Source organism: Microcoleus sp. B4-C2 (assembly GCF_036705265.1).
In the GTDB taxonomy this organism is placed as follows: Bacteria; Cyanobacteriota; Cyanobacteriia; order Cyanobacteriales; family Microcoleaceae; genus Microcoleus.
This window is the reverse complement of record NZ_JAUBUB010000104.1, coordinates 1-22,101: the sequence shown is the minus strand read 5'-3', so window position 1 is coordinate 22,101 and position 22,101 is coordinate 1. Positions and strand designations below refer to the sequence as shown.

The 22,101-nt window shown below is 44.4% G+C and carries 20 protein-coding genes; 11 read left to right on the top strand and 9 right to left on the bottom strand.

The window, feature by feature from the left end:
- Positions 1-134 precede the first annotated feature (134 nt).
- Positions 135-3,995 carry a PAS domain S-box protein gene (locus tag QUB20_RS23955; protein WP_333249968.1) on the bottom strand — a complete coding sequence of 1,287 codons (3,861 nt, stop codon included), beginning with the start codon at positions 3,993-3,995 and terminating at the stop codon, positions 135-137.
- Positions 3,996-4,240: 245 nt separating this feature from the next.
- On the opposite strand from QUB20_RS23955, the gene QUB20_RS23950 reads away from it, so the two are divergent.
- The 3 genes from QUB20_RS23950 to tatC all read left to right on the top strand — a co-directional run bounded on the left by QUB20_RS23950 (position 4,241) and on the right by tatC (position 8,947).
- Positions 4,241-6,415 (top strand): EAL domain-containing protein, encoded by a 2,175-nt coding sequence (locus QUB20_RS23950; RefSeq protein ID WP_333249966.1) that lies wholly within the window; start codon positions 4,241-4,243, stop codon positions 6,413-6,415.
- 178 nt (positions 6,416-6,593) lie between these two features.
- Positions 6,594-7,538 carry an NAD(P)-dependent alcohol dehydrogenase gene (locus tag QUB20_RS23945; RefSeq protein WP_333249964.1) on the top strand — a complete coding sequence of 315 codons (945 nt, stop codon included), beginning with the start codon at positions 6,594-6,596 and terminating at the stop codon, positions 7,536-7,538.
- A 641-nt stretch (positions 7,539-8,179) separates the two neighbouring features.
- Entirely contained in the window at positions 8,180-8,947 is a 768-nt protein-coding gene (tatC, locus tag QUB20_RS23940) for a twin-arginine translocase subunit TatC (protein ID WP_333249973.1), read from the top strand.
- A 256-nt stretch (positions 8,948-9,203) separates the two neighbouring features.
- On the opposite strand, the gene QUB20_RS23935 is transcribed toward tatC, so the two are convergent.
- Both QUB20_RS23935 and QUB20_RS23930 read right to left on the bottom strand, forming a co-directional pair.
- Positions 9,204-9,512 (bottom strand): carbon dioxide-concentrating mechanism protein CcmK, encoded by a 309-nt coding sequence (locus QUB20_RS23935; protein ID WP_006631236.1) that lies wholly within the window; start codon positions 9,510-9,512, stop codon positions 9,204-9,206.
- A gap of 568 nt (positions 9,513-10,080) precedes the next feature.
- A complete protein-coding gene (locus QUB20_RS23930; protein ID WP_333036983.1) occupies positions 10,081-10,398 on the bottom strand; it encodes a DUF3067 family protein in 318 nt (105 codons plus the stop codon).
- Positions 10,399-10,612: 214 nt separating this feature from the next.
- Between QUB20_RS23930 and petC the strand changes: the two genes are divergently transcribed.
- The 7 genes from petC to QUB20_RS23895 all read left to right on the top strand — a co-directional run bounded on the left by petC (position 10,613) and on the right by QUB20_RS23895 (position 15,884).
- Positions 10,613-11,155 (top strand): cytochrome b6-f complex iron-sulfur subunit, encoded by a 543-nt coding sequence (gene petC / locus QUB20_RS23925; protein ID WP_333249962.1) that lies wholly within the window; start codon positions 10,613-10,615, stop codon positions 11,153-11,155.
- A gap of 158 nt (positions 11,156-11,313) precedes the next feature.
- Complete coding sequence (gene petA / locus QUB20_RS23920; RefSeq protein ID WP_333238738.1) at positions 11,314-12,303, top strand: cytochrome f; 990 nt, start codon at positions 11,314-11,316, stop codon at positions 12,301-12,303.
- 105 nt (positions 12,304-12,408) lie between these two features.
- The gene (locus tag QUB20_RS23915; protein WP_333249960.1) at positions 12,409-13,260 is read left to right on the top strand and encodes an alpha/beta fold hydrolase; all 852 of its coding nucleotides are present in this window, start codon (positions 12,409-12,411) and stop codon (positions 13,258-13,260) included.
- 159 nt (positions 13,261-13,419) lie between these two features.
- The gene (psbQ, locus tag QUB20_RS23910) at positions 13,420-13,863 is read left to right on the top strand and encodes a photosystem II protein PsbQ (protein ID WP_333055290.1); all 444 of its coding nucleotides are present in this window, start codon (positions 13,420-13,422) and stop codon (positions 13,861-13,863) included.
- Positions 13,864-13,965: 102 nt separating this feature from the next.
- Complete coding sequence (locus QUB20_RS23905; RefSeq protein WP_333291697.1) at positions 13,966-14,190, top strand: hypothetical protein; 225 nt, start codon at positions 13,966-13,968, stop codon at positions 14,188-14,190.
- Positions 14,191-14,222: 32 nt separating this feature from the next.
- Complete coding sequence (locus tag QUB20_RS23900; protein WP_333249956.1) at positions 14,223-15,350, top strand: FAD-dependent oxidoreductase; 1,128 nt, start codon at positions 14,223-14,225, stop codon at positions 15,348-15,350.
- A gap of 51 nt (positions 15,351-15,401) precedes the next feature.
- Positions 15,402-15,884: a hypothetical protein gene (locus QUB20_RS23895; RefSeq protein WP_333124045.1), complete on the top strand. Its 483-nt coding sequence runs from the start codon at positions 15,402-15,404 to the stop codon at positions 15,882-15,884.
- On the opposite strand, the gene QUB20_RS23890 is transcribed toward QUB20_RS23895, so the two are convergent.
- From QUB20_RS23890 to QUB20_RS23865, 6 genes are all read right to left on the bottom strand, one after another.
- Positions 15,874-16,035, bottom strand: a complete 162-nt coding sequence (locus QUB20_RS23890) for a hypothetical protein (RefSeq protein ID WP_333291695.1) — start codon at positions 16,033-16,035, stop codon at positions 15,874-15,876. The two genes, QUB20_RS23895 and QUB20_RS23890, sit on opposite strands and share 11 nt — an antisense overlap.
- A gap of 5 nt (positions 16,036-16,040) precedes the next feature.
- Complete coding sequence (locus QUB20_RS23885; protein ID WP_333291692.1) at positions 16,041-16,175, bottom strand: MafI family immunity protein; 135 nt, start codon at positions 16,173-16,175, stop codon at positions 16,041-16,043.
- A 273-nt stretch (positions 16,176-16,448) separates the two neighbouring features.
- Positions 16,449-16,649 carry a hypothetical protein gene (locus QUB20_RS23880; protein ID WP_333249951.1) on the bottom strand — a complete coding sequence of 67 codons (201 nt, stop codon included), beginning with the start codon at positions 16,647-16,649 and terminating at the stop codon, positions 16,449-16,451.
- Positions 16,646-16,945 (bottom strand): BrnT family toxin, encoded by a 300-nt coding sequence (locus QUB20_RS23875; protein ID WP_333249949.1) that lies wholly within the window; start codon positions 16,943-16,945, stop codon positions 16,646-16,648. Before QUB20_RS23875 ends, QUB20_RS23880 begins: the two co-directional genes overlap by 4 nt.
- A 328-nt stretch (positions 16,946-17,273) precedes the next feature.
- Positions 17,274-17,690 (bottom strand): NUDIX hydrolase, encoded by a 417-nt coding sequence (locus QUB20_RS23870; protein ID WP_333249947.1) that lies wholly within the window; start codon positions 17,688-17,690, stop codon positions 17,274-17,276.
- A 286-nt stretch (positions 17,691-17,976) separates the two neighbouring features.
- Complete coding sequence (locus QUB20_RS23865; RefSeq protein ID WP_333249970.1) at positions 17,977-20,607, bottom strand: M1 family metallopeptidase; 2,631 nt, start codon at positions 20,605-20,607, stop codon at positions 17,977-17,979.
- 225 nt (positions 20,608-20,832) lie between these two features.
- Here QUB20_RS23865 and QUB20_RS23860 point away from each other — a divergent pair, with 225 nt between their 5' ends.
- Complete coding sequence (locus QUB20_RS23860; RefSeq protein ID WP_333249945.1) at positions 20,833-21,915, top strand: class I fructose-bisphosphate aldolase; 1,083 nt, start codon at positions 20,833-20,835, stop codon at positions 21,913-21,915.
- Positions 21,916-22,101 lie beyond the last annotated feature (186 nt).

Genomic DNA, 22,101 nt, shown 5'->3' with positions numbered 1-22,101 from the left:
ACTTACAATTTTAATTGTTATTGTGGGATGGGCGTCCCGCCCGTCCAAAAAAGACGGGCGGGACGCCCATCCCACAATCTTGTGGAAGTTATTTAATTCTCATTCCTATGCTTCTTTGTCCTTAAACTCGATAACTACAGTGGATTAGGCAGCAAAGGTCGAATGATCTCCATAATTCGATCGGAATTAAAATTATTGATATAATCAGTTAGTGTTTGGGACAAACTTGCTTTTGATTCGGGAATTTGTACGATTAATTCGTTCATAACTTCGGTATCGAGATAGTAAGCTGCTTGATACATTTGTTCTAACCACTGAGGGGACATCACGGATATATCTTCTACAGACAGCGTTTCAACTAATTGTTTTTGTGGAGTTGGTTCTACCACTTCGTAGATATATTGCACTCCCAAATATTTAGCGATTTTGTCAAAAAGTTCTCTCTGCTCAAATGGCTTGCTTATAAAGTCGTTACAGCCAGCCATGAGAACTTTCTCTCGATCTTCTTCAAAAACACTCGCAGTTAAAGCAATAATGACAGTTTCTTGGCTCTCAGGGCGTTCTCTAATATATTTAGTAGCTGTGTAGCCATCGACGATCGGCATTCGTAGATCCATCAGAATTAGGTGCGGCCGCCAACTCTGCCACAGTGAGAGTGCCTCCACTCCGTGTTTGGCTTCTCTCACCTCAAAACCAACCGAGGTAAGGATCTCGACTAACAAGCGGCGATTTTCTTCTAAATCTTCAACAATAAGAATGCGGTAACTCGGTTGTCCAGGAGCTAAACTAATTACTTTTTGATTAATTGATTCTGGGGGTAAGGATTCTGCTTGAGGTAACTGTACGCCAATCTCAAAGGAAAAAGTGCTACCTCGGTTCAAAATGCTTTTAACCCGAATCTGACCGCCCATAAGTTTGACGAGTTTTTGACTAATGGCTAAACCTAGCCCCGTGCCTTGACTCAAATTATTTCCAGCTTGGGCTTGCACAAAAACCTTAAATAATTTCTCAATTTCTGTGGGCGCAATTCCGACACCTGTATCCTCAACTTCAAAACATAGGTGACAGGATGTTTTGTCTATTTGTGTTGTTCTTACCCGTAGGGTGATGCTTCCTTGATTGGTAAACTTAATCGCATTACCAAGCAGATTGACCAAGACTTGATAGAGTTTTTTCTCGTCACTATGCACAAATTGAGGAATGTCGGGTTCTCGATCGACAATTAGCTGCACTTCTTTAGATTGGACTTTAACTTGGAACATTTCTTCAATAGAAGTCAGCAAACTTGTCAAATCAAACTCAGAAGGATTGAGGGTCATCCGTCCGCTTTCTATTTTGGATAAATCTAAAATATCGTTAATCAAGTCCAATAAATGTCTACCGCTACGATTGACAATCTGTAAACGTTCTTGGAGAGAAGGAGTCAGATTTCTCTCATAGCTCATCAATTGCGTGAATCCCAAAATTGAGTTGAGGGGGGTGCGGAGTTCGTGGCTCATATTAGCAAGGAAGACAGTCTTGGCTTGGTTTGCTTCATTTGCCTGCTGAAATTCCAACTCAGCTTGTTTGCGATCGCCAATGTCAATTAAATATCCCAAGATTTCTACTGGTGTACCTGAATTATCTCGAATTAGCCTAAGCTGACCCAGCATCCAGCAATAAACCCCATCGGAGCGACGCAAACGGTATTCGTGGAAGTAAAAATCATTAACGAATAGATTTGCTAAGCCATGAAGCACTGGTTCTACATCATCTGGGTGTAAGTGATTCACCCAAAATTTAGAATCTTCTAAAAACTCGCGGCTTTCGTAGCCCAATATATCTTTGATATTTTCGCTGATGAACGTTGCGCTATAATCGCCAGCAGGTTTACTGCTAAAAATGACAACTGGGCTGTAGTTTAGAAGAAAGTTGAGGCGATTTGTGGTAGCTTGCAAGGCTTGTTCAGCCAGTTTTAGCTCTGTTGCATCCTCCTGAACAGCAACATATACAGTTCCGTATTCAGGATGCTCAAACCTGGATGTATGAACTCTGCACCAAAAGAGAGTTCCATCTTTCTTTCTATTCTGGACTTCATATTTCGCTTCCCCGGTCTGTTCAATTTGAGTGACGATATCTAGAACTGTTACATCTGGTGTAAAATTTGTATCGACATAATTCAAAATACCAAGGGGTTGACCTGCTAGTTCGCCCTCTGGGTAGCCAAACATAGCGTCAAAGGTAGGATTGGTGTAGACGATCGTGAGGTCTGAGGCTTTGATTAGACACACTCCTCCTGCCATGTTATTCAGGATAACGCTTTGAATTTCTAGCGTTTTTTGAGCTTCTTTTCGAGCGGTAATTTCTTGGATTTGAGAAATAAAATGCAGTGGCTTTTTTTGTCCATCTTGTACTAGCGAACCATTAAGAATAATCCAAATAATATGTCCTTGTTTATGGAAATACCGTTTTTCTAGTTGGTAAGTTGAAATTATTCCAGCTAATAGTTGATGTGCATAACTAAGATCCCGGTCTAAATCGTCAGGATGGGTGATGTCTTGGAAAGTTAACGCTAACAACTCTTCTGAGGAGTAGCCAAGAATCTGACATAAGGCAGGATTGACTTTAATCCAGTGCCCATCAAGTGAAACGATCGCCATTCCGATAGAGGCATCTTCAAACGCATGGCGAAACTGCTCTTCACTGTTTCGTAAAGCCATCTCAATTTTTTGGCGATCGCTAATATCGCGTAGAATCACAGTAAATACCGTTTCGTCTCCCATTTCCAGCTTAGAAATAGAGGCTTCAGCCGCAAACTGCGTTCCATCTTGACGACGACCCAAAATCTCGCCTCGTTCTCCCATCCTTCGCGCTCTGCTAGAAGACTGTGCAAAGTGTTTGATATGCTGCGGGTGTGCATCTCTAAACTGTTCTGGTAGCAGTAAATTCAGTGGCTTCCCTAAAATCTCCTCAATTTTATAGCCAAACATCATTTCTGCCCCATGATTAAACAGCGTAATGCGTTGAGTGCGATCGACTGAAATAATTGCATCATTGGCGATTTCTAGAATTCCTGCAAAACGAGCCTGCGATTTTTGTAAAGCATATGTTCGTTCACCCACAAGAATTTCTAAAGTTTCGTTAAGTTTTTTAATTTCTTTTTCGGCTTGTTGGCGCTGGTAATCTATCTGGTTCAAAAAGCGAGCCGTCCCCAAAATGAGAATTGAAAACGTGACAACCATAACAGTTGAACGCAATGTATAGCCAAAATTAGCGTTATACCAGCCTAACTTTTGTCCCTGAAGAGTGAACCAGTTCACTGTCACGGGAAAGATCGTGGCCCAAGGCAGCAACCACCGAACCATGACTCCGCCAACTAGGGGACTGGTTACTACTTGCATTAATCCTTCCTTGGGGCGGAGCCATAAAATTCCTCCATAGAGGATGAAAAAGGTGACGATCGTGTTTAGGGATTGAGTCGTCGTAATTGTGACCAACCGTTCAAGAATATCGACATTGAATAGGTGTGCAAATAAAGCTAGTAGAGAAATTAAAGCTGCAACACTACTAAAAATCTGAGCCAACCAAGTATCCCGTTGGGAATTTTGCCGTAACAGTAACAGTGCTAGTCCCATCAGCACAAAATTTAGGGCGGTATTTATTCCCATTCTTCCCGGATAAGGAGTCGCGGAAGACACAAAATCTCGGAAAAGCCACTGATCGATACCCAGCTTCCAACCAAAAATATACTCGCTCAGCGTCAGCATACCGACGATCATTATCAATCCTGCCATCCCTTGAGCGATGCGATCGTGCAGTCTGGTTTTTTGGTACTGCAACAATCTCAAAGAAACTCCAGCCAGCAAAAAGCAAATTGCCGTGTTTGCTTTCATGGTCGAAGTCATACCGGGAAAACCGGTTTTGAGTAGGGAGATGTCAAATTGCCAACCCAACAGCACGAGACACCCGATCGCAATGACGAGTAGACTTGCCATTTGAGAACTCCGCTTGTTCATAAATCGGCTGCTTGGCTTGAAACAATGTTCTTCTAATGTTACGCGAAGCGAAGAAGGGCTACCACGGGGGGACTGCCCCTAGCTGAATAATTCATATTTTTTATGGTTGCGCCCCCTTGCCAGCCCAATATCTCCGGGCTCGCAGGATTTCTTTGTGGGTAAAATGACTCTTTTAACCGAATAATTAAACTATACTATTTGTGCATATGTTTATATTCCTCTAGCAGGAAACTAGGGAAATCAGTATGATTGTCGATAGAACTAGCGATAGAATTAGCGATCGAGCTACCAACTACCGAGGCAATATTTTAATTGTTGACGATCTGCCTGATAACCTGCGTCTGCTCAGGGATACTTTGAGGGCAGAGGGTTATAAAGTTCGTAGTGCCACGACAGGTGCAATGGCGCTCAGAGCCGCCCAATCGCCATCGACGGAGTTAATCTTACTAGATATTAAGTTGCCCGATCAAGATGGCTATGAAGTTTGCAGACAATTAAAATCTGACGAGCGCACCGCAGAGATTCCAATAATTTTTTTGAGTGCGCTCAATGAAACTTTTAATAAGGTGCAAGGGCTGGCTGCAGGAGGGGTAGATTATATTGCTAAGCCATTTCAAGTCGAAGAAGTATTAGCTCGTGTCGAAACCCACCTAACTATCGGAAGGCTGCAACAAAAACTCCAAAAGCAGAATTTACGTCTCTTGATAGAAATTGAAGAACGGCAACGTCTCGAAGAGTCTCTCTTTGCCGAAAAGGAATTGGCTCAAGTGACACTGCAATCCATTGGCGATGCGGTTATTACTACTGATGCCCAAGGTAATGTGAGATATTTCAATCCTATAGCTGAGCGACTGACAGGCTGGAAAAATCATGAGGTTCAAGGAGTTCATTTCTCGACAGTCTTTCTAATTGTCGATCAAGTAACGCGAGAGCCAGTAGAGAATCCTATAAACAAGGCTCTATTAGAAGAGCGAATTGTGACCTTAGCTAACAATACTATTCTGATTGCCCATGATGGAACCGAGTATCCAATTGCTGACTCGGCAGCACCGATTCGAGACCGCCAAGGTCAAATTATCGGGGCAGTCATGGTCTTTCATGATGTTACGGAATCGCGCTATCTCACCCGTCAACTCTCTTGGGAAGAGAATCACGATGCCCTGACGGGGTTAATCAACCGTCGAAGATTTGAGCAGCACCTAGTTGATGCGATCGCCTCTGTTAAACATAGCAATCACCAGCACGCTCTCTGTTATTTAGATTTAGATCAATTCAAAGTCGTTAACGATACCGTAGGTCATATTGCTGGCGATGAGCTACTGCGCCAAATCACCGCGCTTATTCAACAGGGAGTCCGTGCTCATGATATGCTGGCTCGCTTGGGAGGTGATGAATTTGGTATTTTGCTCACTCAATGTTCGCTCTCTCAAGCAACTCAAATTGCGGAAAACCTCAAAAACCTAGTGCATCAGTTTCGGTTTATTTGGAATGGCCAAACCTTTATCATCGGAGTCAGCATTGGAGTTGTTGCTATTGACCAAACCAGCCAAAATTTGATGGAGCTTCTGGGAGCGGCTGATGCAGCTTGTTATGCCGCCAAAGCCAGAGGCCGCAACTGTGTTCATATTTATAGTCTAGATGATAGCGAGCTAATTAAACAACGTGGTGAGAGACAGTTGATTTCCAAAATTACCCAGGCGCTGGAAACAAATCGTTTTTGTCTCTACTACCAAAAGATTGTCTCTATTACTTCTAAACCATTAGTAGAGCATTATGAGATTTTGCTCAGAATGCTGGACGAAAATGGAAAAATAGTATCTCCTAATGAGTTTATTCCCGCCGCTGAGCGTTACGGCTTGATAACAGAGATCGATTGTTGGGTAATCGAAACTTTATTCTCTAATTATCACAAATTGCCGGAGAAAGATGTTCTTACTCAAGGCTTGTATACGATAAACCTCTCTGGGGCTAGCATTAGTAACAATCAGTTTATGAGGTTTTTAATAGAACAATTTTCTCGTTACAAAGTTCCCCCACAAACCATTGGTTTTGAAATCACGGAAACGGCAGCGATCGCAAACTTTGAGCAAGCCAGATATTTCATGGGCGAACTCAAAAAGATTGGCTGTTGCTTTGCTTTAGATGATTTTGGCAGTGGGTTGAGTTCCTTTGCTTATCTAATGAATTTACCAGTGGATTATCTAAAAATTGATGGTGCTTTTGTCAAAAATATTAGTCATAATTTGATTTCTCAAGCGCTCGTTGAAGGGTTTAATGGTATTGCCCATGCGATGAATCTCGAAACTATAGCTGAGTTTGTCGAAGATGAGACTATCTTAGAAAAATTGCGGGAGATTGGAGTAGATTATGCTCAAGGTTATGGGATCGCCCGCCCTGTCCCTATTAACTTTAATCTCTAGCGATCGCACGATCGCCAGCGGGCCCATTGCCTCACGCCTGCCCCTTGTCTGGAGACCTCCAAGAGTCGATCGCCCGCTGCTACAAGGCTAGCTCAATTTGCTGTGTCAGATTTAGATCGAATGTGCTGTAATTGTAAAGGATTGAATCTTCTATTGGAAATAAACCGGAAAATTTGCCATGAAAGCAGTTGCGTTCGATCGCTACGGTTCAGCCGAGGAATTGCAGTACCGAGAATTGTCCAAGCCGATCGCCAAATCCAACGAATTGTTAGTGCGAGTTCGCGCTAGCAGCGTCAATCCGGTAGACTGGAAAATCCGGCAAGGACACCTGCAACTATTAACAGGATTTAACTTTCCTCGAATAGTCGGTTCTGACATATCGGGAGTTGTCGTGGAAGTCGGCCGGGAAGTCACGAAATTTCAACCCGGAGATGAAGTTTATACTTTCTTAAATCCCATCAATGGGGGTGCTTGCGCCGAATATGCGGCCGTGCCAGAATCGGATGCAGCAATTAAACCGAAAAACATCACTCATGCAGAAGCAGCAGGAGTACCGATCGCAGGTTTAACTGCTTTGCAATCGCTCAGGGATTTGGGTGGAATTCAATCAGGAAACAAAGTATTGATTAACGGCGCTTCCGGCGGAGTTGGCACTTTTGCCGTGCAAGTTGCGAAAGCAATGAACGCGGAAGTAACGGGAGTTTGCAGTGCTAAAAATAGAGAATTTGTCAAGAGTTTGGGAGCGGATTTTGTTGTCGATTACGCGGAAGTTGACTTTACTCAACAGCCAGAAAAATATGATATAATTTTAGATGCGGTGGGGACAAGAACCTTTGCTGAATGCGAAAAAGTGCTGCAACCAGAGGGAGTTTATATCTCGACTTTGCCGATTTTAGACAATTTCGCACCGATGTTAACAAGCTGGTTTATATCGGGTAAAAAAGCTAAATTAATTGTCGCCAATGCCAACACCAGCGATTTAGGGGCTTTGCGGGAGTTAATAGAATCCGATAAAGTGGAGCCGATTGTCGATCGCACTTACAGCTTACAAGAAGTAGCAGCAGCCCACGCTTACAGCGAAACGGGCCGCGCGATCGGCAAAATTGCGATCGTGATTGAATAAAGAAGGCACGACACGGATTTTGACATGGATACACGGATTAATTATCGATCGTTCCTTCTACTGCTGATGTCAGAATAAAGAATGAAGAAGGAAGTCGGAGCAATTATGAAATAACTATTCTCAATTTCCAATTTCCAATTAATTACCACTTTCCAATTACCCCTTTCCTCTTCCCAATACCCCTTACCAATTACCAATTTCCTATGACTGCTCCCTCAAACTTGGAGACATCCGAACAAGGTTCAGACAACAACCTCGAAGCAATTAGCCCGGAAAACAGCATTGAACCCATCGCCGATGATTTAGTGGATGTCAGTAACTTAGAAGACGAAGAAGTTAGCGAGGAAAATAGCATTGCACCCATCGCCGATGATTTAGAGGCTGTCAGTAACTTAGAAGACGAAGCAGTTAGCGAGGAAAATAGCATTGCACCCATCGCCGATGATTTAGAGGCTGTCAGTAACTTAGAAGACGAAGCAGTTAGCGAGGAAAATAGCATTGCCCCAATCGCCGAGGATTTAGAGGCTGTCAGTAACTTAGAAGATAAAAAAGTTAGAGCTAAAAATAGCATTGCATCCATCGCCGATGATTTCGAGGGTGTCAGTAACTTAGAAGACAAAGCAGTTATCCCGGAAAATAACATTGCACTAATCGCCGACAGTTTTCTGGGTTCCCGCAACCTAGAAAATGAATATCTCGATGAACTTCCCGACGAAGTTGAAATGTCTTTGTTCGACCATTTAGAAGAATTGCGTCAGCGACTTTTTTACTCGCTAATTGCAGTAGTAATCGCTGTAATCGGTTGCTTTTTCACAGTTAAACCTATCGTACAATTGCTAGAAGTACCGGCCGGGCCCGTCAAGTTTCTGCAACTAGCTCCCGGCGAGTATTTCTTTGTTTCTATTGAAGTAGCCGGATACAGCGGTTTGCTCATCGCCAGTCCGTTTATTTTTTACCAGATAGCGCTGTTTGTTCTCCCCGGCTTGACTCGCAAAGAACGCAGGTTGCTGGGGCCTGTGTTTTTCGGTTCGAGTTTCCTATTTTTGGGCGGGTTAGTCTTTGCTTACATCGCTCTGATTCCGGCGGCGCTCAACTTCTTTGTTACCTATGGGGCTGATGTTGTAGAGCAGTTGTGGTCGATCGACAAATACTTTAAATTTGTGCTGCTGTTAATGTTCAGCACCGGCTTAGCTTTTCAAATCCCGATTCTCCAAGTATTGCTCGGTGTTTTGGGCATAGTTTCTTCCAACCAAATGCTTTCCGGCTGGCGGTATGTAGTCTTGGGAGCGGCAGTTTTGGGAGCGGTTTTAACGCCTTCTACCGATCCTTTAACGCAAAGTCTTTTAGGAGGTGCGGTGCTGAGCTTGTATTTTGGCGGGGTTGGTTTGGTAAAGCTTTTAGGGCGGTAAAAACTCCACCGAAAGATCGATCGACTCTCAGCAAAAAAATATAGAGACGCGATCGCCCGCGCCTCTATAATTACTAAAAGTTAAAATTCCACACCAAAGTTTTGTCAAAACTTTGACCCCGCGTAAAAGCAGGTAAAATCCCGCGACTTAAGGAGTGGAACACCCAAAATTTTAGACTAAGTTTCAAGCTCTCAGATTCAATACAAAAGTAAATCTAAAATCTAAAATCTAAAATCTAAAATCTAAAATCGACTGACTACATTCGGAACTGTTCGACTTCAGGAGTGTAGCCGATCGGCAAAACGTAATCCAGATTCTCGTGGGGACGAGCAATTATGTGATACGATAGCAACTTTCCGCCATCGACCTTTTTCACTGATTCAATTCCAGCAGCAACGGCTGCTTGCACTTCAGAGACATCTCCTCGCACTATAATTGTCCAGTAGGCGCGGGTTATTTTCTCATAGCGAACTAAAGTAACACGGGCTGCTTTCACCATTGAGTCCGCAACTTCTACTGCAGCGGGAAATCCTAAGACTTCAACCATTCCCAGTGCAACACCCATTACAACATTCTCCTAAATTTCACAAGATATCTGACACTCATTGTAGGTGAAATTGTTGACAGAAATTGGTTCGGATGATTTTGGTAAGCATGAAGGACGATCGCCCAAAATTTAAAAAGCCCCTAAAAAGCCCCAGAAACTGTTGCGGCATTTAAATCCCACAGCAGGGCGCGCGCAGCAAAGCCCGCCACACAAGACTTTGAATCAAAACAACTGTGCAAATTAGAGGCGCCACAGCTTAGTTTCTCACCAGCGGCAAGTCGTATGACAAGCTCGCCGATCGATTTTCGGGACTTTGGGCTCAACTCATCCAGCCGCGGCGCGACACAAAACTTTAGGGAACTCCCCCAGAGCCCGGCTGTGGAGTCAATCGATTGCGCGATTTTAGATTTTAGATTTTAGATTTTAGAATTGAAGCATTGACTTGCGCGAGATAAATACGTTCGGCAAGTTTCATCGGATACAGGTTTTTTATTTCTCGAGCCTGAGTCTGCGCGTTGGAATGAATCACGTGGCGGGTATCCTGGATGATGAAGGTCAATCTCAAATCTAAAATCGACTGAGTGATTCAAAACTCGTCTAGCAACCACTCCGAGGCTCTTTCACCCAAATCTAGAGGAACGCTGACAGCTTTACCCAAGCGCGGGCGATCGCGAGTAGTTACGATATATTCTCTCACCTGTTCTGTACTCCCCCAGCCGTTGAGGTAATTGGCCACCGCATCCAAATGCTCAAAATAATCAGCCTCCGTCATCGGAAAAGATGCCTGTTCTAGATATTTCCACATAACTTGCACAAAAATCTTGCCCCGCGTTCGCCGCAATCTGATATCGTAAGACTTTCCCCATTTTTCTAGCAGTAGCTGGTGTAAATCCTGGCCCGTCATGGTTGCTCCTGAGTTAATCCATTAAACAATAAAAGACAAAGTTCAAAAAATGTAATAATACTCTAATAAAGGCTGGAAGGCGCATTCTTAAAAGGAATTTTCGCGGCCTAAAATTTGTGCGAGCAGATTAACGGCAATTATCCTCCTTCCTCTGCACGTACAAGTTCGCTAACAGCTAACAAACAAACGTAACTTAAAACCGTAAAGGCAGGTCATGGCTCAATCTTCTGCTGGAAATCCCGATGTCCCCGATATGGGGCGTCGCCAATTTATGAATTTGCTGACGTTCGGTACAGTCACAGGTGTGGCACTGGGCGCACTCTATCCCGTTGTCCAATATTTTGTTCCTCCGTCGAGTGGGGCAGTTGGTGGCGGAGTGACAGCTAAAGATGCTTTGGGTAACGACATCATCGTTAGCGAATATTTGGCTTCGCACCCTGCGGGCGATCGCAGCTTAGCCCAAGGTCTCAAAGGCGACCCCACCTATGTTGTGGTGAAAGAAGACTTATCTCTCGCTGACTACGGCATCAATGCAGTCTGCACTCACTTGGGCTGCGTCGTGCCTTGGAATGTTAGCGAAAACAAGTTTATCTGTCCTTGCCACGGTTCTCAATACAACAATGAGGGCAAAGTGGTGCGCGGCCCCGCGCCTTTGTCTCTGGCCCTGGCCCACGCCACTGTCGCAGATGACAAAATCGCTTTTACAACTTGGAAGGAAACTGATTTCCGCACCGGCGAAGCACCTTGGTGGTCTTAAACAATTTTGGATTTTAGATTTTAGATTTTAGATTGGGGTCAGCGGTGAAAATCCAAGATAATTGCATCCCTAAAACAGTCTAATAATCCGAAATCCAAAATCCAAAATTCAAAATCTAAAATTCACGCATTGTCTGACCTTTGAGATTGAATACTCTAATGCCACAAACTAATTTATCTGCGATATTTCGCCGCAGTGCCAGGACGATCGCGAAAACAGCCTTAATTGCGATCGTAGCCGCAGGATTTTTCCTAACCAGCGACATCGCACTTCCCCAAGCAGCATTTGCTTACCCTTTCTGGGCACAGCAAACAGCACCCGCTACTCCCCGCGAAGCAACAGGTCGCATTGTTTGCGCTAACTGTCACCTCGGTGCAAAACCGACTGAAGTTGAAGTACCGCAATCTGTTTTGCCTGACACAGTTTTTGAAGCTATTGTCAAGATTCCCTACGATACTAGCGTGCAACAAGTTGTCGGTGACGGCAGCAAAGGTGGCTTGAATGTCGGCGCAGTTGTGATGTTGCCCGAAGGTTTCAAGATTGCTCCCGCTGACAGAATTCCCGAAGAAATGAAGGAAAAAGTCGGCGATCTTTACTTCCAACCTTACAGCGAAACCCAAGAAAATATTGTTTTAGTCGGCCCAGTACCGGGAGAACAGTACAAAGAATTGGTATTCCCAGTTTTGTCGCCGAATCCGGCAACTGACAAGTCCGTTCACTACGGCAAATACCAAATTTATGTGGGTGGCAACCGCGGCCGCGGTCAGGTTTATCCTACTGGCGAAAAGAGCAATAATACTGTTTACAATGCTTCGGTAGCTGGCAGCATTTCTAAGATTGCTCAACCGGAAGCTGGCGGTTATGAAGTGACCATTCAACCTGCAGAAGGTGCAGCAGTTGTTGATACGATTCCCGCAGGCCCAGAACTGATTGTTACCGAAGGACAAACAGTTGCAGCAGGCGAACTTTTGACCAATAATCCTAATGTGGGCGGCTTTGGTCAAAAAGACGTGGAGATTGTGCTGCAAAGTGCCGATCGCGTTAAAGGATTGATGGCTTTCGTAGCTTTGACCATGCTGGCTCAAATTATGCTGGTTCTCAAGAAGAAACAGGTCGAAAAAGTTCAAGCTGCTGAAATGAATTTCTAAACGCGGCTGTAATTAGTTGGGTAAGGTACTATGTGCACACCCAACTATTAGGTAAGTAGGGCGGGGAATCCCCGCCTTATTGTTTGATAAATAACCAGTAAAATAATGTCAATTGATGAGAAAATAGTTGAAGTAGGCCCGCTGCAATGGTTTTATCGGGAAACAAATCCGGTTAACGAAACTGGTAAACCCCCCGTACTGCTGCTGCACGGTTTGCCGTCCCAGAGTTTTACCTGGACTGTAATGATGCCGGATTTGGCGGCAAGCGGATTTAGATCGATCGCCCCAGATTGGGTGGGTTACGGGCGATCGACAAAACCAGACAAGCGCGACTTTGCCTACACTCCCGATGCTTTTGTTGACGCCCTCACAGGCTTTATTCAAGCTCTAGAATTAGACCGATTTTACCTCGTTGTCCAAGGATTTTTAGCTTCAGCCGGCATTCAATACGCTTTACGCAATCCCGATAAAATTGAGCGTCTAGCCGTTATCAATACACCAGTTTCAGGAAATATAAAATTGCCTTGGAAAATGCAGCAGTTGGGGCTGCCTTTTATTGGCGACATGATGACGCAAGACCCGCTTTTGGTTGACAGAACTCTCGAAGGTGGCAGCGGTCAGACAATATCAGACAAAGATTTAGATGTTTACCGCCGCCCGTTTTTGAAGAGTTCGGATGCAGGTCGATCGCTGATGAATACAGTCCGCAATATTCAATTGCCGCAGTCAATGGCAGAAATTGAATCCGGCTTGAAAGGATGGACTAGACCAACTTTATTTGTCTGGGGTTTGACAGATCCTTGGCTGAGTGTTGAACCCGCTCAAAAGCTAGTAGGTTCCCTGCAAAATGCAGAGTTAGTCACACTGGAACAAGCGGGGCATTATCCTCAAGAACATTGGTCAGAAAAAGTTGGCGATGCTCTGATAACTTTTCTGCGCCGCCAGGAGGTAAAATAATATTTTGTACATAACTCTCGGTGCTGGGTCAGCGAAGCAGAGCCAAAGCATCTGCGTTTTCAGGCAGAGCCTTGGAACGAACACGAGCAACCCCGTACCCGCCCTGTGCCCGCTCGCAACGAGCAATCTAAAATCTAAAATCTAAAATCTAAAATCGACATGACTCGTCCCCGTTCAATTTTTGCCTTGATGATGGCGTTTTTGATGGCATTTCTGGTTAGTTGCAGCAGTGTCGAAGCAAAAGTTCCAACGACTTACACAGCAGCGCAAATCCAGCAAATAGAGCGCTATGTTCCTACCCTGACAGATTTCCGATCGCGCATGGACAAATTGGGCACCCTAATTCAAAAACGGAATTGGGTTGATACCAGAACTTACATTCACGGGCCTCTAGGCGACTTGCGGAACACCATGAAAACCGTTTCTGCGAGTTTGTTGCCTAGTTCTCAACAACAAGCTGTTGATTTGACCAAGAGTTTGTTTGCCGATTTGGTTAACATCGATCTTGCTGCTAAAGACCTTGACTATGCAAAAGTCACGGCCAGCTATCAAAAAGCTGTCAGTGATTTCGATGCCTTCTTGCAGTTAATTCCTAAAGCTTAATTAGCCTTAACTCACATCTGGCATCCAGAACAGGCAAGATGCCTGTTCCACAAAGAAACAATCAGTTTTCTTGTGCGGGTATCATTCTCAAGAACAGGCAAGATGTCTGTTCCACAAAGAAACAATCAGTTTTCTTGTGCGGGTATCATTCTCAAGAACAGGCAAGATGCCTGTTCCACAAAAAAACAATCAGTTTTCTTGTGCGGGTATCATTCTCAAGAACAGGCAAGATGCCTGTTCCACAAAGAAACAATCAGTTTTCTTGTGGGGCGGGCATCTTGCCCGTCCGAAACAGGTTTATATGGACAAAACCTAGGAAGCAGTTAATCTAAAATCTAAAATCTAAAATCTAAAATTGAATGGTTCGCGTTGCAATTATTGGTTGCGGTATTGTTGGGGCTTCGATCGCCTTTGAACTAAGTCAATTTCCCGAACTGAAAGTTACTGTGTTCGACAAACAGCCGCCTGCTGAAGGTTCTACTGGCGCGGCACTCGGTGTTTTGATGGGAGTTATCAGCCACAAAACTAAGGGCAGAAATTGGCAGTTGAGGGAAACCAGCCTTCAGCGCTACGAAACTTTGATTCCAGAATTGGAAGCAGTTACGGGGCGAAAAATTCCTTTTAACAAACAAGGAATTTTAATGCTGTGTTCGGAGGGAGAGGATTTAAGTAAGTGGGAAAAATTGATAGGAACTCGCGAGTCTCAAGGTTGGCAATTGGAACTTTGGGATCGGGAACGAGTGCGCGATCGCTGCCCTCATCTTGCTGTAAAGGATAACATTATTGCTGCGATTTATTCGCCTCAAGACCGGCAAGTCGATCCGACGGCGCTAACTTTGGCTTTGGTTGAGGCTGCTAAACTCAAAGGAGTTAATTTTGAGTTTGGAGTGGAAGTTCAAGGCATTACTGAGTTGGATTCTCAGGTGTCTGAGATTCAACTCCCATCTTCCATTACTGTCAATAAGTCTTGTGGAACAGGCATCTTGCCTGTTGCTGAAAATTTCGATCGACTAATTGTGGCGGCTGGTTTGGGTTCTGCTGCTGTAACTGCATCGTTAAATCAGTTGGTTGACATTCGCCCGGTGTTGGGACAAGCGCTGCATTTGCTGACGCCCAATCCTGTAGGAAACCCAGATTTTAGCCCGGTAATTACTTGCGATGACGTTCACATTGTGCCTGTGGGAAATCAGGAATTTTGGGTGGGGGCGACGGTGGAGTTTTCCGAAAATGGCGGGGAAATTCAGGCGAATTCTGATATGTTGGAGCAAGTGATGGCGAGGGCGACATCCCTTTGTCCGGCCTTAGCATTCGCCTCAATCATCAGGAAATGGTCGGGATTGCGCCCGCGGCCGGAAGGGCGGCCGGCCCCAATTATCGAAACGCTTCCCGGTAACGATCGCGTTTTCATCGCCAGCGGCCACTATCGCAACGGTGTTCTGCTGGCCCCTGCAACAGCGCGATCGATTCGAGAAATGATTTTGCAATAATTAACAAATGTTAATACAATCAAAATAGCCATTCATATCTTACATCTAAATATGTCCGACAAACCTTTAGGTAAACCGCGCTCTTTGTGGCGAGTAATTTTGCTGTCTGGAGTCAGCTTGCTGCTATATTACGGATGGTACAAATGGATTATTCAAGAAGAATTGCGTCGCTATAACGGCAGCGGTTGGTCGGGAACTCTTTGCTTGCTTCCCTTTGTTTTAGGAGTAGCCGTCCCCCAAGCTTTGCGGATATTCGATCCTGACGTTCCCGGATGGTTTGGTTGGTTTTCCTTGCTGGGTATTGCTTGGATTTACATCGTGCAGTTCAAACTTTACAAGACAGTTAATGAATTGTACCGCCAAGAAGGAATCAAAGAACCGCTAACAGTTTGGTGGCTTTTTGTACCCGGTTTAAATTTAGTTGTGGGCTTGCGGCAAATTCACTTTTTGAGCCAGTTTTGGGCGAGAAAACAGGGAATTGAAGTTAAGGATAACTTAGCCGAAAGTATTCCTTTTCTGTCAGCTAACGCTTAATCTGTATTAAGGCATCTGGACTTGTTGCTGCAATTTCTCTGGGATTTGCAGCGATCGCATCTACATATTCTATTCTCAAAGAGTTACGTGGACTTTTAACATCTCCCAAGTTTCCCGTTCCATGTTCAAGATATTGCCCACTTCTTGCCAAAGTTCCTAAACCTTTAAATTTATGGGAATTTCTTCTTCAATGAGAATATCGCACAAAGTCTCTAACGCCAGATTCCACTCGCCCGCCTGAATATTTGAAACCATAAATTCTATTTGAGTGTCTGACAGTTGTGGTTTCACGATGTTAATGACCGAAAGCATCCAGGATACAAGCCCCCGGATTCATCCGTCCAGAAATAAAAAACCTGTATCCGATGAAACTTGCGCCCCGCATTTATCCGTGGGGTCAAGGCTTCAATCTAAAATCTAAAATCTAAAATCTAAAATCGATTGACTTCATGGAGTTTACTTTCTACAAGTTTATAGTCAAACATGATCCTATCTCCTTCTGGGAGCGATCGCGATCGGGCATTATGAGCCAAGCCACTTGAGAAAAGGAACCGGGTTTCTCACCTACTCAATACTTTGAATTAGTTTAATGTTATTTCTCAGCCATTCATTGACCAAAACTTGAACCTCCATCTTTTTATGCTCAGCAATTTTAGTCACAAATTCCTCGACATCTGGTTCGAGATAAATGGGATAATGAAACGTAGCATCAGGATGGTAAAACTTGCCTTGCTCTGATGAAGAAAAGTCATACTCTGATTTCATAATTTCCTCTCTTGATAAGCTTGGGTTTCAGTCAAATTAGCTTTGCGGGCTGAAATTATCCGAATTATACAGGAGGTGCGATCGGTTTGTTCAAAGGTGTGGATGAAAACCCTTAAAGTTCCTGTTTCATCTAAGCCTATGGTAATCCATCTATCTTCATCTTGACTGTGTTCTTCATCATATATTGTTAATTGAGAACGATCGCGGAAAACAGTTGATGCCAAACGAAAATTTAATTGATGCTTGCGAATATTTTGCTTTTCTTTGGCTGGATTCCAATCAAAGTTATAATCCAAGGCAATTTATTATGGTAAACGAAGCTGCAATTAAATTATAACATAAATTATGAGTTAATGACTTCATGGAGTTTACTGCCAACAAGTTTGTAGTCAAACATGAGTTTATCTCCTTTTGAACTCGATCGCGATCGGGCCTTATGAGCCAAGCCACTTGAGAAACGTATAGCGGAATCTTGTCTGGCGACTTAAATCCTGGTAAGTGACTCCTGGAATCGCGCACATTTTAATCTTAATATTGCTGAACTTAGACTGCACTTCCGATTCCAGCTTGTCGAGAAGTCTTAGATACCCGACTTTGTGAATAAGTCGGATATCTGGGTATTATTCACCAGAACCGATTTGGCAAATCCGCCAAAATGAGTTTGAGTTCCGGTTCATTAACCCGCTTAATTGCTTTAGGAATACTTACCCACTGCCGCTTTCTCTTGCCAGCTTCCGGCCAAATTTCTAGAACTGCTTGCACTTCCATTAAAAATACTTCTACCTGACAAATATAGCCTGACTTTTGATACTCGTAAGTTCCCAGCAAATCCGGGAACACTTTACCCAACAAACCTGCTTCTTCCCAAGCTTCCTTGGCAGCGGAATCTTGGGGGGTCATGTCAGGTTCAATTAATCCTTTGGGAATCACCCAGCGCTTGCTAGCCGAAGAAGTAATCAGCATTACTTCAATTTGTCCGTCTTGAATGCGATAGGGAATTACCCCAGATTGATCGACCAGTAAAGCGATTTTTATACTCATGATTTCTGCAATATTTCTGGCTGCAAAAGCTGCTGTAACCTTATGAACTGTTTACAACTAAAAAATAAAAACAGTATCCTGATTATCGACACTTCCCAAGTTGAGACAGCAATAAAGTGGAGAATAAACATATTTGGCTTTTCCTGTCTGTCGAAAATAGGAAATTCCCCTGCACTCCCACTGAACAATAATATTATTATAATAACTTCGCCAAATCCTCTACCGACAAGCAGATAAAAGCCGATCGCCAATATCTGCCTTTATCTGCGTCGGTAGGATTTTACACCTAATCTTTCTTCGCCTTAGCCTCCAAGTTTTCCATCCGACTCCTCAAATCTTGATTCTCCTTTTTCACCTGATCTAATTCCTCCCGCAACTGCTTTACCGCTGCATCAGAACCAGCATTTTTCTGCACTCTTTGCACAGCTTCATCAGCCATGCGGCGGACGCGGCCATCGGGAGTTTGGTCAGCTAAAGAACGCAAAATGCGAATGGCTTTGCGAGTTTGCATTTGTCCTAATCCCACTACTACAGAGACTTGAGTCAAGAAAAACGTCTCTTTAGATAATTCTGCCAATCGCTGCAAAATCCGTTCTAAATTGACCTTCGTTTGACCACTGGAAATTGTGCCCAAAGCTCGAATTGCAGCCAAGCGCAAAGCTTGCGGAGTACCGGCGGCTGTGTATTTCAAAATTAAATTCAGCGCATCTTCAGAAGTTTTCATCTGCGCCAAACCGGATATCGCACCCGATCGCACTACCTCATTCCACCCCTGACGCTCTTTGAGCACCAATTTTAACTCTTTGAGTACCTGTTCGTCGGTTGGTTTTTCGTCGGGGTTAGCTGCTGAGATTCCGCCAATAGCAGTCGCTGCTGCTGCTTCTACATAATAGCTGTCGTCCCCTTTTTCGACGATCGATCTCAGCGCTTTATAAGTTTCGTGAGTTTGAATTTTACCCAGCGCATTCACCACAGCGCGACGAACACGAGCATCTTTATCTTTTAAACCACTTACTAAACCTTCAAAAACTTGGTCGAGTTTAATTTCAACTAACTGACCGGCAACTTCTGCCCGTACTGCCCAGAACGGCTCTTTCTTGAGAACTTCTGACAGCGTTTTCACAGCTTCTAGCCCTCCCTTCTTCGCCAAAGCTTGGGCCGCGTAAATCCGGGAAACTGGGTCTGTATCGAACTGCAACTGAGCTTTTAGTTCTGCAATTCCATACTCTAAAACAACTGTTTTTAAGTAACTATTGCCGACATCGAAACTGATAAACGCTGGCTTCTCTTCTAGGGGGAAATAGAAGCTTTGCTCGCGTTCGGACACTCGGACTGTGAAAGTTTTTAGGTTCGGGGTTGAAGATGTCCCACTCTCATCCTCTGCTTCTTTTTCTGGCTTGTAACCGAAGCCGATCGGGATTTTCAAATCGAATACATCTTTGCTGTTGCTGTTGCCATTCTTGCTATCTTTTACCTGAGTTTGGGTGACAGTAACTTTTGCTAACTTGCTGTCGCCATCCCAGGAATAAGCAACTTTATAATCGGGATGACCGCCGCGATAAACGTACTGGTCAAACAAAAACATCAGATTGCGACCAGTAGCCTTTTCTATCGCCCTGAGCAAATCGATCGTTTCTACAGTTTTGTGAGCGTTATCCCGCACAAAAGTGTGAATTGCTTTGTAAAATAATTCGTCGCCCAACTCGGCGCGAATCATGTGATAGACGCAAGCACCTTTTTCGTACAAATGGCGATCGTACAATTCAATGGCTTCGCGGTAAACGTGAGTAACGATCGGGCGGCGGTAGCGGGAACTATCTTCAGCTAAATAATTGCGGGCTTCATTTAACATATAGTAAGCCGCGTCTTCTTTGCCATATTCTTTGTCAGTCCAAAGCACCTCGGAATAAGAAGCCATGCCTTCTTTCAGCCAAGCGTGAGACCAATGTTTAATTACTACTAAATCCCCGAACCACTGGTGAGCCAATTCGTGGGCGACTAAGCTTTCAGTACCGCGATTGTCGAGGGCCGCGCGTTCGTCTAACAAGCACCTATCTGTCAGCAAAGTTGTGGAAGTATTTTCCATACCGCCGAAGATAAAATCATCGACGCAGACTTGAGCGTATTTGGGAAAAGGGTAAGGATAGCCAAATGCTTGAGAGAAGAATTCAATCATTTGAGGCGTTTTGCCCATGCTGCGCTTAGCGTCTGCTTCGCGGCTTCTTTCCACGTAATAATTAACGGGTTTGCCGTTCCATTCGTCTTTAATTTCGGCAAAATCTCCGACTGCTAAGGTCATTAAGTACGTCGGGTGTACCTGGGTTTGGGACCAGTGATAAATTTTATCGTCGCCTTCGTTTTTTGTACTAATTAATTCGCCGTTGGAAATAGCAAAAAGTTGTCTCGGAACTTGCACTCGAATTTCCGAAGTTGCCAACTGTCCGGGATAGTCGAAACAGGGAAACCAGAAACGGGAATCTTCGTCTTCGCCTTGAGTCCAAACTTGAGTGGGTTTGTCTGGATAGTGTTTGTCCGGGCCGACGAAATAAAGGCCACGTTGGGGTTTTTCGACCCAGTAGTCGATCGCAATTGTAATTGGTTGGTAAGCTTCTGTTGGTTCGTGTAGTTGAATTTGCAGCACTTCGCCATCGCTGTCGAAATTTTGCTCAATTTCGCCGACTTTTACTGATTTAATATTCAGGTTGACAGCATCTAAGGTTAATTTGTCAATACCGCTGCGGACTGGATTGATGCGGATGCTGCAAGTGCCACGAAAGCTTTGTTTGGGAATATTCAGCACTAAGTCGAGGAAAATATGCTCTACTTGACCAGGGCGATCCGGATTGTAATGCGGCCGAGCACCGGGCATCTCAAAGGATTTGTGAGCGTTTTCAGAATCGAAGTAAGTATTTGACATTGTGATGGCAAAGTTGTGAGTCGAGCGGCGATCGCTGGCAGCGCCGATCCGGCTGAACTGCCAGCTTATTATAGAGTAGCGCGTCCTAGCTGCTGTTGTCGCTAATTTGTTAAAAACTGGGTCTATCGTTGAGGGGATGGAAAATATGATTTTTTCGTTACAATAGTCAGCAAGGTTAATGTCTGCAATCATCAGCCGGTAATTGAAATTCAGAGGGAAATCTGTATGACAGCTACACTATCAGTTCCCAATTCCATCGAGTCTTGGCTGGGCGACGAAGCCGAAGACTTGCTCACCCATCAAGCAAAAGTTCCTAAAGATTTGTTGCACCTGCCGGGCCCGGATTGGGTCGATCGCATTTTTGCTCAAACCGATCGATCTCCTCAAGTTTTGCGATCGCTTCAGCAACTCTATTCTAGCGGACGCTTGGCGAATACCGGCTATTTATCCATCCTGCCAGTAGACCAAGGAATCGAACACTCTGCCGCCGCTTCTTTTGCACCGAATCCCATTTATTTTGACAGCGAAAACATCATCAAACTAGCAATCTCTGCAGGCTGCAATGCTGTCGCGACAACCCTGGGAGTTTTGGGAAGCGTATCTCGCAAGTACGCGCACAAAATCCCTTTTATTATCAAGCTCAATCACAACGAATTGCTAACTTATCCCAATCAATTCGACCAAATAATGTTTGCAACCGTCGAGCAAGCTTGGAATTTGGGAGCAACAGCAGTCGGAGCCACAATTTATTTTGGTTCCCCGGAATCTACGCGACAAATCCAAGAAGTCAGTCAAGCTTTTGCTCACGCTCACGAATACGGCATGGCGACAATTCTGTGGTGCTACCTCCGCAACGATATCTTTAAACAAGACAAAGATTATCACGTTGCAGCCGATTTAACCGGGCAAGCAAATCACTTGGGAGTGACAATTCAAGCTGACATTATCAAGCAGAAATTGCCCGAATGCAACAACGGCTATGCAGCAGTTGCTAAAGCAAGCGACAAGAGTTACGGCAAAACCGATAAGCGCGTTTATTCCGATTTGACAACGGATCACCCGATCGATCTAACTCGCTATCAAGTGCTCAACTGTTATGCGGGAAGGATGGGTTTAATTAACTCCGGCGGTGCTTCCGGTAAAAGCGATTTTGCAGAAGCAATTCGCACGGCGGTAATTAACAAGCGGGCTGGCGGCTGCGGCTTAATTTCCGGTCGCAAAACTTTTCAGCGTCCCTTTGAAGAAGGCGTAAAATTGTTCCACGCGATTCAAGATGTTTATTTGTCGCCTGAAATCTCGATCGCCTAAAAATTTACCGCACTCAATATCACCACCTAAACCTAGCGTGCACCTTACGCACAAATTCCCCTAAACGTAGGGTGCACACTCTGCACCTTACGTGATTAAAATTCTTTAATCTAAGGATCGCGAATTAAATAACTTACAATTTTAATTGTTATTGTGGGATGGGCGTCCCGCCCGTCCAAAAAGGAC

Excerpts from the sequence above, each read along its gene's own strand:
- QUB20_RS23955 (WP_333249968.1), bottom strand. The coding sequence starts at position 3,995 with ATGAACAAGCGGAGTTCTCAAATGGCAAGTCTACTCGTCATTGCGATC.
- petC (WP_333249962.1), top strand. The coding sequence starts at position 10,613 with ATGGCTCAATCTTCTGCTGGAAATCCCGATGTCCCCGATATGGGGCGT.
- QUB20_RS23860 (WP_333249945.1), top strand. The coding sequence starts at position 20,833 with ATGACAGCTACACTATCAGTTCCCAATTCCATCGAGTCTTGGCTGGGC.
- QUB20_RS23900 (WP_333249956.1), top strand. The coding sequence starts at position 14,223 with ATGGTTCGCGTTGCAATTATTGGTTGCGGTATTGTTGGGGCTTCGATC.
- petA (WP_333238738.1), top strand. The coding sequence starts at position 11,314 with ATGCCACAAACTAATTTATCTGCGATATTTCGCCGCAGTGCCAGGACG.
- QUB20_RS23935 (WP_006631236.1), bottom strand. The coding sequence starts at position 9,512 with ATGGGTGTTGCACTGGGAATGGTTGAAGTCTTAGGATTTCCCGCTGCA.
- QUB20_RS23905 (WP_333291697.1), top strand. The coding sequence starts at position 13,966 with ATGTCTGTTCCACAAAGAAACAATCAGTTTTCTTGTGCGGGTATCATT.
- QUB20_RS23930 (WP_333036983.1), bottom strand. The coding sequence starts at position 10,398 with ATGACGGGCCAGGATTTACACCAGCTACTGCTAGAAAAATGGGGAAAG.
- psbQ (WP_333055290.1), top strand. The coding sequence starts at position 13,420 with ATGACTCGTCCCCGTTCAATTTTTGCCTTGATGATGGCGTTTTTGATG.
- QUB20_RS23895 (WP_333124045.1), top strand. The coding sequence starts at position 15,402 with ATGTCCGACAAACCTTTAGGTAAACCGCGCTCTTTGTGGCGAGTAATT.
- QUB20_RS23865 (WP_333249970.1), bottom strand. The coding sequence starts at position 20,607 with ATGTCAAATACTTACTTCGATTCTGAAAACGCTCACAAATCCTTTGAG.
- QUB20_RS23945 (WP_333249964.1), top strand. The coding sequence starts at position 6,594 with ATGAAAGCAGTTGCGTTCGATCGCTACGGTTCAGCCGAGGAATTGCAG.
- QUB20_RS23880 (WP_333249951.1), bottom strand. The coding sequence starts at position 16,649 with ATGAAATCAGAGTATGACTTTTCTTCATCAGAGCAAGGCAAGTTTTAC.
- QUB20_RS23915 (WP_333249960.1), top strand. The coding sequence starts at position 12,409 with ATGTCAATTGATGAGAAAATAGTTGAAGTAGGCCCGCTGCAATGGTTT.
- QUB20_RS23950 (WP_333249966.1), top strand. The coding sequence starts at position 4,241 with ATGATTGTCGATAGAACTAGCGATAGAATTAGCGATCGAGCTACCAAC.
- QUB20_RS23870 (WP_333249947.1), bottom strand. The coding sequence starts at position 17,690 with ATGAGTATAAAAATCGCTTTACTGGTCGATCAATCTGGGGTAATTCCC.